2 protein-coding genes are annotated in these 15,258 nt (G+C 64.7%); both read left to right on the top strand.

The window, feature by feature from the left end:
* Positions 1–3,926 (top strand): non-ribosomal peptide synthetase (locus tag BLP82_RS29070; RefSeq protein WP_139197990.1); only part of this gene is annotated, 3,926 nt, incomplete at its 5' end.
* The coding region (locus tag BLP82_RS29075; protein ID WP_256576687.1) for a non-ribosomal peptide synthetase at positions 3,923–15,258 on the top strand (11,336 nt) is incomplete at its 3' end. The genes BLP82_RS29070 and BLP82_RS29075, both read left to right, overlap by 4 nt.

Raw genomic sequence — 15,258 nt, forward strand, 5'->3', positions numbered from 1 at the left:
AGCTGACCGCCGAGCGTTTCCTGGACAACCCGTTCAGCCATGAGCCGAACGCCCGGATGTACAAGACCGGCGACCTGGGTCGCTGGCTGGCGGACGGCAGCATCGAATACCTGGGGCGTAACGACGACCAGGTGAAGATCCGTGGTTTCCGTATCGAACTGGGCGAGATCGAGGCCGCGCTGGCGGCTTGCGAAGGGGTCAGAGAGGCGGTGGTCATCGCCCGTGAGGACGAGCCGGGGGACAAGCGCCTGGTGGCTTATGTCATCGCCGAGGAAGACGCGCGGCCAGCGGCTGCCGAGCTGCGCACGCAGTTGCTGGGCTCGCTGGCGGACTACATGGTGCCAAGTGCCTTCGTGATGCTCGAAGCCTTCCCGTTGACCACCAATGGCAAGCTGGATCGCAAGGCGTTGCCGGCACCGGATCAATCGGCGGTCGCAACGCGTGAATATGAGGCGCCACAAGGCGAGATCGAAGCCATTCTCGCCACGCTCTGGCGAGAATTGTTGGACCTTGAGCAGGTCGGACGCCACGACCACTTCTTCGAGCTGGGCGGTCATTCGCTGCTGGCGGTCAAGTTGATCGAGCGCATGCGCAACGCCGGGCTGAGTGCCGATGTGCGGGTGCTGTTCGGCCAACCGACCCTGGCGGCCCTGGCGGCGGCAGTGGGGGACGATTTGGAAGTCGTGGTGCCGGCCAATGGTATTCCGGACGGTTGCGCGTACATTACCCCGGACATGCTGCCCCTGGTCGACCTGGACCAGGACGTCATCGACCGTATCGTGGCGACAGTGCCGGGCGGCGTGGCCAATGTGCAGGACATCTACCCGTTGGCGCCGTTGCAGGAGGGGATCGTTTACCACCACCTCGCCGCAGAGCAGGGTGACCCCTACCTTCAATACATGATGTTCGCGTTCGACAGCGCCACGCGCCTGGACGGGTTTGTCCAGGCGTTCCAGGCGGTCATTGCCCGGCATGACATCCTGCGCACGGGTGTGCTCTGGGAAGGTCTGGCCGAGCCTGTCCAGGTGGTCTGGCGTGACGCACGGCTGGAGGTGGAGTCGGTGCAGCTGGATCCGGCAGCCGGGGATATTGCCGGACAATTGCATCAACGTTTCGACCCGCGGCACTACCGCCTGGACATTCGCCAGGCACCGCTGATGCGGCTGGCCTATGCGCGGGATCCGGACAATCAGCGCTGGGTCGGCATGCTGCTGTTCCATCACTTGGTGGACGATGCCACGTCCCTGGCGGTACTGGCGGCCGAAATCGAGGCGTACATGCTCGGCCAGGCACAGCGCCTGCCCGCGTCGGTGCCGTACCGCAACTACGTGGCGCAAGCCCGGTTGGGTGTCAATCGCGAAGCCCACGAAAGGTTCTTCCGCGAGATGCTCGGCGATGTCGACGAGCCGACGCTGCCATTCGGCTTGCTGGATGTGCAAGGTGACGGCAGTGCAATCGAAGAAGTGCGCCAGGACGTCGCGCTCGACCTGAGCCGCCGCGTGCGTACCCAGGCCCGTCAGCTGGGGGTGAGCGCGGCGAGCTTGTATCACCTGGCCTGGGCGCAGGTGCTGGGCGTGGTGTCGGGCAAGGAGGACGTGGTATTCGGTACGGTGCTGGTGGGCCGGATGCAGGGCGGCGAGGGTGCCGACCGGGCGTTGGGCATGTTCATCAATACCCTGCCGTTGCGGGTCCGCCTGGGGCAGACCAGCGTTCGTGACGGCGTGAAGGCGACCCATGGAAGCCTGACGGCCTTGCTGGCCCACGAGCATGCCGCGCTGGCACTGGCGCAACGTTGCAGCGGCGTGGAAGCGCCAATGCCGCTGTTCAGTGCCTTGCTCAACTACCGTCACACCACGACGACCGCTTCGGCGCAGACATTGGCAGCCTGGGACGGTATCGAGTTGCTGGGCGGTGAGGAACGGACCAACTATCCGCTGACCTTGTCGGTGGACGACCAGGGCGATGCCTTCAGCTTCAGCATCATGACTCCGGCGCGGATCGGCGCGCAGCGCCTGTGCGGTTATGTCCACCAGGCGTTGCATCACTTGGTGGAGATGCTCGAACGGACACCCGAGGCACTCCTGCATCAGTTGTCGATCCTGCCAGCAAGCGAGCATGAGCAGTTGCTCGAAGGGTTCAACGCCACGCAAGTCGACTATCCGCTGGAGCAGACCATTCACAGCCTGTTCGAAGCCCAGGCGTGGCGTACCCCGGATTCCCTGGCCGTGCTGCACGGCGAGCAGGACCTGAGCTACCGTGAATTGAACGAGCGGGCCAACCGGTTGGCGCATTATCTGCGCGGACGAGGTGTGACGCCGGATTCGCGGGTGGCGATCTGTGTCGAGCGGAGCCTGGACATGGTGGTGGGGCTGCTGGCGATACTCAAGGCGGGCGGTGCCTATGTGCCGCTGGATCCCGCCTATCCGCTGGACCGCATTGCCTACATGCTCGAAGACAGCGCACCGCTTGCGGTCATTGCGCAGACCGGTACGTGCGGGTTGCTGGCTGGCTCTGCGGTTCCGGTCATCGATCTGGACAGCGACGCCTGGCGGGACCTGTCCAGCGCCAACCCACCTGCGCAGGGCCTGACGTCGGCACATCTGGCCTACGTCCTCTACACCTCGGGGTCGACCGGAAAGCCCAAAGGTGTGATGGTCGAGCACCGCAGTGTGGTCAACCTGTTGTGTGCCATGGGCGATACCCTGGGCATGACGTCGTCCGATCGGATGCTGGCGCTGACAACTCTGGGCTTCGACATTGCCGGCCTGGAGTTGTACCTGCCGCTGTTGCGCGGCGCGAGCATGGTTGTGGCCACTCGCGACCAAGGGCGCGACGGTCAATCACTGGCACACCTGATCGCGGCCAGTGGTGTCACCGTTGCCCAGGCCACCCCGGCGAGCTGGCGCATGCTGCTCGAATCCGGCTGGCAGGGCGCGTCGGGACTGACCGCGTTGTGCGGGGGTGAAGCGTTGCCCGCCGACCTTGCTGCGCGCGTGGCGGCGCGGGTCAAGACGCTGTTCAACGTCTATGGTCCGACCGAAACGACGATCTGGTCGTCGTCGACGCGGGTCAGTGGCCAGGAAACGAGCGACAGTTCGGTCAGTATCGGCCGGCCGATCGCCAACACCCGGTTCTACCTGCTCGACAGCCATCGCCATCCCGTTCCGGTCGGGGTGGCCGGGGAACTCTACATTGGCGGTGCCGGTGTGGCTCGGGGCTACCTGAATCGCGATGACCTGACGGCCGAACGCTTCCTCTGTGATCCGTTCAGTGATGCGCCCGATGCCCGGATGTACAAGACCGGCGACCTGGGCCGCTACCTCCCGGACGGTAACATCGAATATCTGGGCCGCAATGATGATCAGGTGAAACTGCGTGGTTTCCGGATCGAATTGGGCGAAATCGAAACCAGGCTCGCCCAGCACGCGGCCGTGAAGGAAGCCGTGGCGCTGGTGCGCGAAGACGCACCGGGGGAGAAACGCCTGGTCGCCTATTTCACCGGATATTGGCCAGATGAAACGGCCGACATCGAGGACCTGCGGATACACCTGCAAACCCTGTTGCCGGCCTACATGGTGCCCACGGCCTATGTGCGTCTCGACGCCTTGCCGCTGACGCCCAACGGCAAGCTCGACCGCAAGGCTCTGCCGGTGCCGGATCTGGCCTGCATCATCAGCCGTGGCTACGAAGCGCCCGTGGGCGAGACCGAAATCACCCTGGCGCAACTGTGGGCCGAGGTGCTGAACGTGGAGCGCGTCGGTCGTCACGATCACTTCTTTGAATTGGGCGGGCATTCCCTGCTGGCCGTCAGCCTGATGGAGCGGATGCGCCAGGAAGGTATGGAAGCGGATGTGCGCGCGCTGTTCGAGCAACCCACGCTCGCGGAGTACGCGGCAATGACAGAAAAAATGGAGATTGTCCTGTGAGTGTGATCGAACTGTTGGCGACCCTGAAAGAAAAAGACGTTCAGCTTTCCATCAAGGGCGATCAGCTCGTGGTCCGAGGCCGCAAGCAGTCGTTGAGCGAGCCTGCGGTCCTGGCGTTGTTGCGCGAGCATAAAGCCACATTGATCGACCTGATCAAGACCGGGCAGTACGATGCGGCCAATGCCGGCGAACCGGAGGTACCCGCCAACCTTATCCCCGAGGGTTGCGTATGCATCACACCGCAGATGTTGCCGTTGGTGACGCTGGACCAGCCGGCCATTGATCGTATCGTCGCCAACGTGCCGGGCGGGGCGGCCAACGTCCAGGATATTTATCCCTTGGCACCGTTGCAGGAGGGCATCCTGTATCACCACCTGACGGCCGCCCAAGGCGATTCCTATGTCTTGCAGGCGCGCTTCGCCTTCAGCCATCGTGGGCGCCTGGCGGATTTTATCGATGCCCTGCAGAGCGTGATCGATCGGCACGATATCCTGCGCACGGCCATCGTTCGCGAAGGCCTGGCAGAGCCGGTCCAGGTGGTCTGGCGGCGGGCCCGGCTGGGTGTAGAGGACGTCAGTGCCGAGCTCGCCGTGGGCGATGTCATGACGCAACTGCAGGCGCGATTCGATCCAAGGCACCATCGACTGGACATCAGCCAGGCGCCGCTATTGCTGATGGTCTGCGCCCACGACCCGGTCAATCAGCGCTGGGTTGCCATGCTGCTGTTCCATCACATGGTCCTGGACCATGCGGGACTGGCGGTGGTGCAGCACGAGATGCAGGCCTGGCTGACAGGGCAGGGCGATCAACTGGGGCCCGCCGGCCGTTATCGCAACTATGTAGCACGCACACGACAGGCCAGTCAGCGTCAGGCCGATGAGGCGTTCTTCAGCAAGATGCTGGGCGATGTCGACGAGCCGACCCTGCCCTTCGGCCAACAGGATGTGCTGGGCGACGGCAGTGACGTCGAAGAGCATCACCTGGCGGTGATGCCGGCGCTCGGCCTTCGCCTGCGTGGACAAGCCCGTCAGTTGGGCGTCAGCGCGGCGAGCATCATCCACCTTGCCTGGGCCCAGGTACTGGGCGCCGTATCCGGTCGTGAAGACGTTGTATTCGGCACGGTGATGCTGGGGCGCATGCAGGCTGGTGAAAGCATGAGCCGCTCCCTGGGCATGTTTATCAATACCTTGCCGCTGCGGGTGGATGTGGGCGCCCAGGACGTTCTCGACGGGGTGAAAAACACCCACCGCTGGCTGAGCGCGTTGCTCGGTCACGAATACGCGTCCCTGGCCCTGGCGCAGCGTTGCAGCGGGGTGGCCGCGCCGGCGCCGCTTTTCAGTGCGTTGCTCAATTACCGCCACAGCGTTGGCGCGGCGACCCAGGTGCTGCCGGAGCAAGCCCTTCTCGCCTGGGAGGGGATCGAGAGCCTGAGCGCGCAAGAGCGCACCAATTATCCGCTGGTGCTGTCGGTGGATGATTACTCCGACGCGTTCGCCCTGACAGTGCAGGCCACCCCGGGAATCGATGCGCAACGTATCTGCGAGTACATGCACGCCGCCATCGAGGGCTTGGTCACGGCATTGGAGAATGCCCCCCAAACGCGGATCAACAGTCTGTCGATCTTGCCGCCGACCGAGCGCCAGCGCGTGTTGCAAGCGTTCAACGCCACAGACCGCGCCTATCCGCGGGAACAGTTGATCCATGCCTTGTTCGAAGCCCGGGTCGAGGCCTGCCCGGATGCGCTGGCGGCGGTGCAATCGGGACAGAGCCTGACGTATCGGGAGCTGAACACAAAGGCCGACGCCCTGGCGGGGCATCTGCTCGGCCTTGGCGTCCAACCGGGCGACACCGTGGCGATCCTGCTGCCACGCTCCCTTGACCTGCTGATCAGCCAGTTGGCGATTCTCAAGTGCGCGGCGCGCTACCTGCCGCTGGACATCAACGCCCCTGCCGAGCGTCAGCAGTACATGCTCCAGGACAGCGGCGCCGTGCGGGTGTTGACCCGCGCCGCCGAAGCCCTGGACGCAGGCGTGCGGCGGGTGGACCTGGACACCCTCGACCTGCCTGGACAGCCGGCCTTTGACAGGCCGCCGGCGTTCTCGAGCGAAGCCGTGGCCTACATCATGTACACCTCGGGCTCCACCGGCACGCCAAAGGGGGTGCTGGTGCCGCACCGGGCCATCAGCCGGCTGGTGCTCAACAACGGCTATGCCAACTTCAACGGGCAGGACCGGGTGGCGTTCGCCTCGAACCCGGCATTCGATGCCAGCACCCTCGAAGTCTGGGCACCATTGCTCAATGGTGGCTGCGTGGTGGTGGTCGAACAGGATGTCCTGCTGTCCCAGGCGCGTCTTGCCGGATGGCTGACCGAACAATCGGTGAGCGTGTTGTGGCTCACCGCGGGCCTGTTCCACCAGTACGCGGCGGGCCTGATGCCGGTATTCAGGCAACTGCGCTACCTGATTGTCGGCGGCGATGTGCTCGATCCGGCCGTTATCGCGCGGGTCCTGAAAGAAGGCGCGCCGCAACATCTGCTCAACGGCTACGGCCCGACGGAGGCGACAACCTTTTCCACCACTTACCGGATCGAGGCAGCCGGCGAGGGCAGCATTCCCATTGGTCGCCCCTTGGGCAATACGCGGGTCTACCTGCTGGATTCGCAGCGTCGACCCGTGCCCCATGGCGTGGCCGGTGAGCTGTACATCGGCGGCACCGGGGTCGCCAAAGGCTATCTGAACCGACCGGACCTGACCGCGGAAAAATTCCTGTCCGACCCGTTCAGCCAGCAGCCGCAGGCCCTGATGTACCGCACCGGTGACCTGGGGCGGTTCCTGCCAGACGGCAATATCGAATACCTGGGGCGCAACGATGGCCAGGTGAAGATCCGTGGTTTCCGCATCGAGCCGGGAGAGATCGAGGCCCGGTTGACCCAACATGGTGCGGTGAAAGAAGCGGCGGTGCTGGTTCGCGAAGAGATGCCGGGAGAAAAGCGTCTGGTTGCCTATTTCACCCTGCATCGGCCTGATGACACAGTAGATGTCGAGGCGCTGCGCGCTCACCTGCAACGCCACCTGCCGGACTACATGGTGCCCGCCGCCTATGTGCGGCTGGATGCCTTGCCGTTGACGCCCAACGGCAAGCTCGACCGCAAGGCATTGCCGGTACCGGACCAGGCGTCGTTCCTGGCACGCGGTTATGAGGCACCGGTGGGTGAGACCGAAATTGTCCTCGCCAGGTTATGGAGCCAGGTGCTCAATGTCGAACGCGTCGGGCGTCATGATCATTTTTTTGAGCTGGGCGGTCACTCGCTGCTGGCCGTCAACCTGATCGAGCAGATGCGCCAGGTTGGCCTGAGCGCCGACGTGCGTGTGCTGTTTGGCCAACCGACCCTGGCGGCTCTGGCCGCGGCGGTGGGCGGCGGCAAGGAAATCCGTGTGCCGGCTAACGCCATCGCCGCGGGCTGCGAGCGAATCACTCCAGACCTGCTGCCGCTGGCCACGCTGGACCAGGCGGCTATCGACCGCATTGTCGCCACGGTGCCGGGCGGTGCGACCAACGTGCAGGACATCTATCCGCTGGCGCCGTTGCAGGAGGGCATTCTCTACCACCACATCTCGGCGCAGCAGGGCGACCCCTACGTGCTCCAGGCCTTGTTCGCCTTCCACAGCAAGGCGCGTCTCGAGGCGTTCGTGCAAGCCTTGCAGGGCGTCGTCGATCGCCACGATATCCTGCGCACCGCGGTGTTGTGGGAAGGGCTGGAGCAGCCGATGCAGGTGGTCTGGCGCCAGGCGCCGCTGAGCGTCGAAGAACTGACCCTGGAAGACCCCGACGATGACGCGGTGACCCGGCTGCACACACGTTTCGATTCTCGCCATCATCGTCTCGATATCCGCCAGGCCCCGCTGATGTGCCTGCGGTTCGCCCATGAACCGGCCAATCAACGCTGGGTAGCGATGCTGCTGTTCCATCACATTGCCCTGGACCATACCGCACTGGAAGTGGTGCAGCAGGAAATGCAGATGCACCTGCTCGGCCAACAGGACCAACTGGCCGTGGCCATGCCGTACCGCAACTATGTGGCGCAGGCGCGCCTGGGTGTCAGCCAGGAAGAACACGAAGCATTCTTCCGCGAAATGCTTGGCGATGTCGACGAACCGACGTTACCGCTGGGTTTGCAACAGGTCCAGGGTGACGGCAGTGGTATCGAAGAAGCCAGACTCGATCTCGACGCCGACCTGAGTCGACGCTTGCGGGCCCACGCGCGTCAGCTGGGCGTAAGTGCCGCCAGCCTGCATCACTTGGCGTGGGCGCAGGTGCTCGGGCGGTTGTCAGGGCGCGAGGACGTGGTCTTCGGCACCGTGCTGATGGGCCGGATGCAGGGCGGCGAGGGCGCCGACCGCGCCCTGGGGATGTTCATCAATACCTTGCCGTTGCGAGTGAAACTCGATGAGCAAAGCGTGCAGGCCGGGATCACCGCCACCCATGAGCGACTGACTGCGTTGCTCGTCCACGAACATGCCTCGCTGGCCCTGGCGCAACGTTGCAGCCGCGTGACGGCCCCGGCCCCGTTGTTCAGTGCGCTGCTGAATTACCGACACAGCGCCAGTGCCGGCGTCTCGGCCGAGGCCACGACAGCCTGGCAGGGTATCCAGACCCTGAGCAGCGAAGAGCGTTCGAACTATCCGCTGACCTTGTCGGTGGACGACCTGGGAGAGGGTTTCACACTTAGCGCCCTGGTGTTGAAAGGCGTGGGGGCGGCACGCATCTGCGGGTACATGCACACCGCGCTCGAAAGCCTGGTGCAGGCGCTGGAGCAGTCCGCGCATACGCCGCTCACCCGCGTGGAGGTCCTGCCACAGAGCGAACGCCAGCGGTTGCTGGTCGATTTCAACGCCACCCGACGCGCCTACCCCGAGGAGCAAACCGTGCTGGCGCTGTTCGAAGCCCGGGTCACCCAGGCCCCGGACGCGATTGCTGTCGCCCACGGGCCCCGGCAAATCAGCTACCAGACACTGAACGAGCAGGCGAACCGCCTGGCCCATCATCTGATCGGGCTCGGCGTACAGCCGGACGACTGTGTCGCGATCCTGCTGCCGCGCTCGATCGACTTGCTGGTCAGTCAGTTGGCAATCCTCAAGTGCGCGGCAGCCTATGTGCCACTGGACCGCAATGCGACCCAGGAGCGCCAGCGCTTCATGCTCCAGGATTGCCGTGCGTCTTGCCTGCTGACCCTCAGCAGCGAGCCGGTGCCTGCGGGCGCGTGTCGCGTCGACCTGGACCGGCTGCAGGAGCAGGGACCGGTTCACAATCCGGGGTTTGCGCAGTCCAGCGAGGCGATTGCCTACATCATGTACACCTCGGGCTCGACAGGGCAGCCCAAGGGCGTGCTGGTACCGCACCGGGCAATCAACCGGCTGGTAATCAACAACGGTTATGCCGATTTCAACGAGCACGACCGGATCGCCTTTGCCTCCAATCCGGCGTTCGATGCCAGCACCATGGACGTGTGGGGTGCGCTGCTCAACGGCGGGCAGGTGGTGGTGATCGACCATGAGACCCTGCTCGAGCCTGCATGTTTTGCCCAGGTATTGAAAACCTCGGGGGCCACCGTGCTGTTCGTGACCACGGCGATCTTCAACCAGTACGTGCAACTGATTCCGGAGGCCATCGGCGGTCTGCGCATCCTGTTGTGCGGTGGCGAGCGCGCCGATGTGGCGTCTTTCCAGCGTTTGTTGCAGTTGGCGCCGACGCTGCGGCTGGTGCACTGCTATGGTCCGACCGAGACCACCACCTATGCCACGACCCTGGAGGTCAAGGCCGTGGCCGAGGATGCGCAGAGCGTGCCCATCGGCGGACCGATTTCCAACACCCAGGTGTACGTGCTCGATGCCCATCGACGACTGGTGCCCCAGGGGGTGGCCGGTGAAATCCATATCGGAGGCAAGGGCGTGGCGAAGGGATACCTGAACCGCCCGGAGCTGACCGCGGAAAAGTTCATCGCCGATCCGTTCAGCCAGGAGCCCGGCGCGCTGCTGTACCGCACCGGCGACTTGGGTCGCTGGTTGCCGGAGGGCAGCCTGGAATGCCTGGGTCGCAACGACGACCAGGTGAAGATCCGCGGTTTCCGCATCGAGCTGGGCGAGATCGAGGCGAAACTGGTCACCTGCGACGGTGTACAGGATGCGGTGGTCATGGTGCGAGCCGATGAACCGGGCGAGAAGCGCCTGGTGGCCTACATCGTAGCGCAACCGCAGGTTACGCTGAGCGTGGCGGGGTTGCGCGAGCAACTGTCCGCGACCCTGGCCGAATACATGATCCCCGGGGCCTTTGTGATACTGCCGACCTTGCCCCTGACGCTCAACGGCAAGGTAGACCGCAAGGCATTGCCCGCGCCGCAGGCCGAAGCCTACGCGAGCCAGGCCTATGAGGCGCCGCAGGGAGAAATCGAACGGACCCTGGCGGACCTGTGGGCCGAGTTGCTGAAGGTGGCGCGGGTTGGTCGCCACGATCATTTCTTCGAACTGGGCGGTCACTCGCTGCTGGCGATGAGGCTGATCGAGCGGATGCGCCAGGTCGGCCTGGCGGTGGACGTGCGGGTCTTGTTCGCCCAGCCGACGTTGCAGGCATTGGCCGCCGCGGTGGGCGGGCATCGTGACGTCGTGGTGCCGGCCAATCTGATCGGCGACAGTTGCCAGCGGATCACGCCGGACCTGTTGCCCCTGGTTGTCCTGGATCAGGAAACCATCGACCGGATCGTGGCGAGCGTGCCGGGTGGCGCGGCCAATGTCCAGGACATCTACCCGCTGGCGCCCTTGCAACAAGGCATTCTTTATCACCATCTGGCGGCCGGAGAGGGTGACCCGTACCTGCTCCAGTCGCAATTTGCCTTTGACCATCGCGACCGTCTCGAGGCATTCACACAGGCGCTGCAGCAGGTCATTGACCGTCACGACATCCTGCGCACCTCAATCGCCTGGGAAGGGCTCGACGAGCCAGTGCAGATCGTCTGGCGCCAGGCGCCTCTGGTGCTGGAGACGGTCACGGCGGACCCGCTGGCAGGGGATGTCGCCGGGCAACTGCATGAGCGCTTCGACGCCCGGCATTACCGGCTGGACCTGCACCATGCGCCCATGCTGCGCCTGGTTTGCGCCGAAGATGCGGTGAACCGGCGCTGGGTGGCCACGCTGCTGTTCCACCACACGATCCTGGACCACACGGCGCTGGAGACGCTGGTACACGAGATGCAGGCCTTCCTGCTGGGCCGTGGTGGCGAGTTGGGCTGCGCGATGCAATACCGCAACTACGTGGCGCTGGCCCGTCTGGGCATCAGCCAGCAAGCCCATGAGGCTTTCTTCCGTGACATGCTCGGCGACATCCTGGAGCCGACGCTGCCGTTCGGCCGAGAGGATGTGCAGGGCGACGGCAACGGCGTGGAAGAGGTAAAGCGGGTGCTGGCGCTGGAGTTCTGCCGTCGTCTTCGAGGACAGGCACGCCAATCGGGTGTTAGCGCGGCGAGTCTGATGCATCTGGCATGGGCGCAGGTACTGGGCCGCATCAGCGGTCGCGACGATGTGGTCTTCGGTACCGTTCTGCTGGGACGGATGCAAGGCACGGAAGGGGCCGACCGCGCCTTGGGCATGTTCATCAATACGCTGCCCTTGCGAATAAGCCTGGGCGGGCAAACTGCACGCGAGGGCGTCAAGGCCGCGCACAAGCAGCTCACCGGGCTGCTGGGGCATGAGCACGCTCCGTTGGCGTTGGCCCAGCGCTGCAGCGGTGTGGCGCCCCCCACGCCGCTGTTCAGTGCCTTGCTCAACTATCGCCATAACGCCGTGACGGCAGCGGCTGGCGCAGAGTTGGCGTGGCAGGGCATCGATACTCTTGGCGGCGAGGAGCGTACCAATTACCCGCTCTCGCTGGCCGTGGACGACGAGGGTGAAGGTTTCAATCTGGTGGTGCAAGCGGCTTGCGGGATCGACGCGCAACGCGTCGTTGAGTACATGCAAGTCTCGATCGAAAGCCTGGTCGACGCCCTGGAGCAGGCCGCGGATACACCGCTGTCCGCGCTGCCGGGCCTGCCTGCCGCCGAGCTTCGACAGTTGCTGGAAACCTGGAATGACACCCGCGTGGCCTACCCGCTGGAGCAGACCATCCATCAACTGTTCCAGGGCCGGGTCCAGGCCTACCCCGACGCCGTGGCCGTGGTTTGCGGCGATCGCCAACTGAGTTACGTCGAACTGAACGGGCAGGCCAATCGGCTGGCTCATCACCTGCGGGCGCTGGGCGTTCGCCCGGATGATCGGGTGGCGATCTGTATGGAACGCGGTCCAGACCTGCTGGTGGGGCTGCTAGGCATCCTGAAGGCCGGAGCGGCGTATGTGCCGCTGGACCCTGCTTACCCGAGCGATCGGCTGGCCTACATGCTGCAAGACAGCAAGCCGCTGGCGTTGCTGGTGCACACCGCGACCCGTGATCTGTTGACCCATGACGGGTTGACGACCATTGACCTCGACGGTACTGCCTGGCGAGACCAGCCGACCTTCGATGTGGCCGTTGCGGGGTTGACCTCGGCGCACCTGGCCTATGTGATCTACACCTCGGGATCGACCGGCAAGCCGAAGGGGGTCATGGTCGAGCACCACAGCGTGATCAACCTGCTGTGCGCGATGCGCGACACGCTGGGCATGACCGCTGCCGACCGGATGTTGGCGTTGACGACTTTGGGGTTCGACATCGCCGGCCTTGAGCTGTACCTGCCGCTCATCTGTGGTGCCCGGGTGGTATTGGCTTCCCGTGACCAAGGGCGCGACGGTCAGGCACTTGCCGGGATGATTGCCTCCAATGGCATCACCTTCGCTCAGGCCACGCCGGCCAGTTGGCGCATGTTGCTCGAATCGGGCTGGCAGGGGGCCCAGGAGCTGATCGCGCTGTGTGGTGGCGAAGCCTTGCCCGCTGAGCTGGCCCAGCATGTGGCGCAGCGGGTCAAGACGTTGTTCAACGTTTACGGACCGACCGAAACCACAATCTGGTCATCGTTCATCCAGGTCGAGGCACGCGCGACGGATGGCAGCCAGGTCAGTATCGGCCGTCCCATTGCCAACACCCGGTTCTACCTGCTCGACGCCCATGGCAGGCCCGTGCCCGTCGGCGTCGCGGGTGAGATTCACATCGCGGGCGCCGGCGTCGCCCGGGGCTACATGAACCGCGACGACCTCACCTGCGAGCGTTTCCTGGCGGATCCATTCCGCCCCGAGACCAACGCAAGGATGTATCGCACCGGCGATATCGGCCGCTACTTGCCGGACGGTCGGATCGACTATCTGGGCCGCAACGACGGGCAGGTCAAGATCCGTGGCCTGCGCATCGAACTGGGCGAAATCGAAGCGGTGCTGGGTGCTTGCCCACAGGTGAGCGAGGCGGTGGTGATCGTGCGCGAAGACTCACCCGGCGAGAAGCGTCTGGTGGCGTACTACAGGGTCCGGGCCGATCAGGATATAACGGCCGAAGCGCTGCGGGCCCTTGTGCTGGAGCAATTGCCTGACTACATGGTGCCCGTGGCGTATGTCCCGCTGGAGACAATGCCGCAGACCCCCAATGGCAAGCTGGATCGCAAGGCCCTGCCTGCGCCTGGCTCGGCTGCGATGGCGGTGGATCGCTATGAAGCGCCGCAGGGGGATATCGAACCGGTGCTGGCGCAGATATGGCAGGAACTATTGGGTCTGGATCGGGTGGGTCGTCATGATCGGTTCTTTGAATTGGGTGGGCATTCGCTGCTGGCGATGCGGTTGATCGCCCAGGTACGTCAACGTTTGGGCGTGGAGTTGGCACTGGGCGAGCTCTTTGATCATGGGCAATTGAGCGAGCTGGCGCGGGCCGTGGCCGGTTCGGGGCGCAGCACGCTGCAGCCCGTTGTGCCGGTGTCCCGCGATGAGCCGTTGCCGCTGTCCTTCGCACAGCAGCGCTTGCTGTTCCTGACACGGGTCGAGGGGGCCAGTTCGGCCTACCATCTTCCTGTGGGGCTGCGCCTGACGGGGGATCTGGACCGCAATGCGCTGCAGCGTGCGCTGGACCGGATTGTGGCGCGTCACGAAGCGCTGCGCACCACCTTCGTATTGCAAGCGGAACAACCGGCCCGGCAAAGTATCGCGGCAGCGGACAGTGGCTTTGCCTTGCGCACCGTGGATTTGTCCGCCCACGCCGAGGCGCAGGCGCAATTGCATGCGCTGGTCGAGCAGGAAGGCGGCGAGCCCTTCGATCTCGAACACGGTCCGTTGATCCGTGGGCAACTGATTCGCCTGGCGGAGCGCGAGCATGTGTTGCTGGTGACGATGCATCACATTGTCTCGGATGGCTGGTCGATGGGCGTCCTGACCCGGGAACTGGTCACTCTCTATGAAGCGTTCCGCCAGGGCCAGGACGACCCGCTGCCGGACCTGTCGGTGCAGTACGCGGACTATGCCGTCTGGCAACGCCGCTGGCTCAGTGGCGAGGTGCTTAAGCAGCAGGGCGTCTGGTGGCAAGCCGCGTTGGCCGATGCGCCCGCGCTGTTGACGCTGCCTGCCGACCGTCCTCGTCCGGCGCAGCAGAGTCATGCCGGTGCAAGCCTTCCGGTCGTCTTCGATGAAGCGCTGACAGCCGATCTCAAGGCGCTGGGCCAGCGCCACGGTACGACTTTGTACATGACGGTGCTGGCCGGTTGGGCGGCGGTGCTTGGCCGCCTCTCGGGGCAGGATACGATCGTCATTGGCTCGCCGACGGCCAACCGTCGGCGCGTGGAGGTCGAGGAACTGATCGGGTTCTTCGTCAACACCCTGGCCGTGCCCATCGATGTGTCGGGCCGACCGAGCGTGCAGACGCTGCTGCAACGGGTAAAAGCCCAGGCGTTGGGGGCCCAGGCCCATCAGGACCTGCCGTTCGAACAGGTGGTCGAGCTGGTCAAGCCGGTGCGTAGCCTGTCCCATAGCGCGGTGTTCCAGGCCATGTTGTCCTGGCAGAACACCGAGAGCGTCGAACTGACACTGCGTGACCTGGTGCTGGAAGGCCTGCCTGCCACGAGACGTACGGCGAAATTCGATGTGTCCCTCGACCTTGGGGAGGCCGATGGGCGTATCCAGGGGGCGTTGGAATATGCCACGGCGTTGTTCGACCAGACGACCATGGAGCGTTACCTCGGCTATCTGGAACGCATGTTGCGGGCGATGGTGGCGGATGCCCGCGTCGCCATCAGCGACATCGTGCTGCCGGACGATGCCGAACGTCGCCAGCTGGAATGCTTCAATGCCACGCAAGCACAGTACCCACTGGAACAGACCATCCATGGATTGTTCGAGGA

It is taken from the genome of Pseudomonas sp. NFACC37-1, from assembly GCF_900101575.1.
Taxonomy (GTDB): domain Bacteria; phylum Pseudomonadota; class Gammaproteobacteria; order Pseudomonadales; family Pseudomonadaceae; genus Aquipseudomonas; species Aquipseudomonas fluorescens_AA.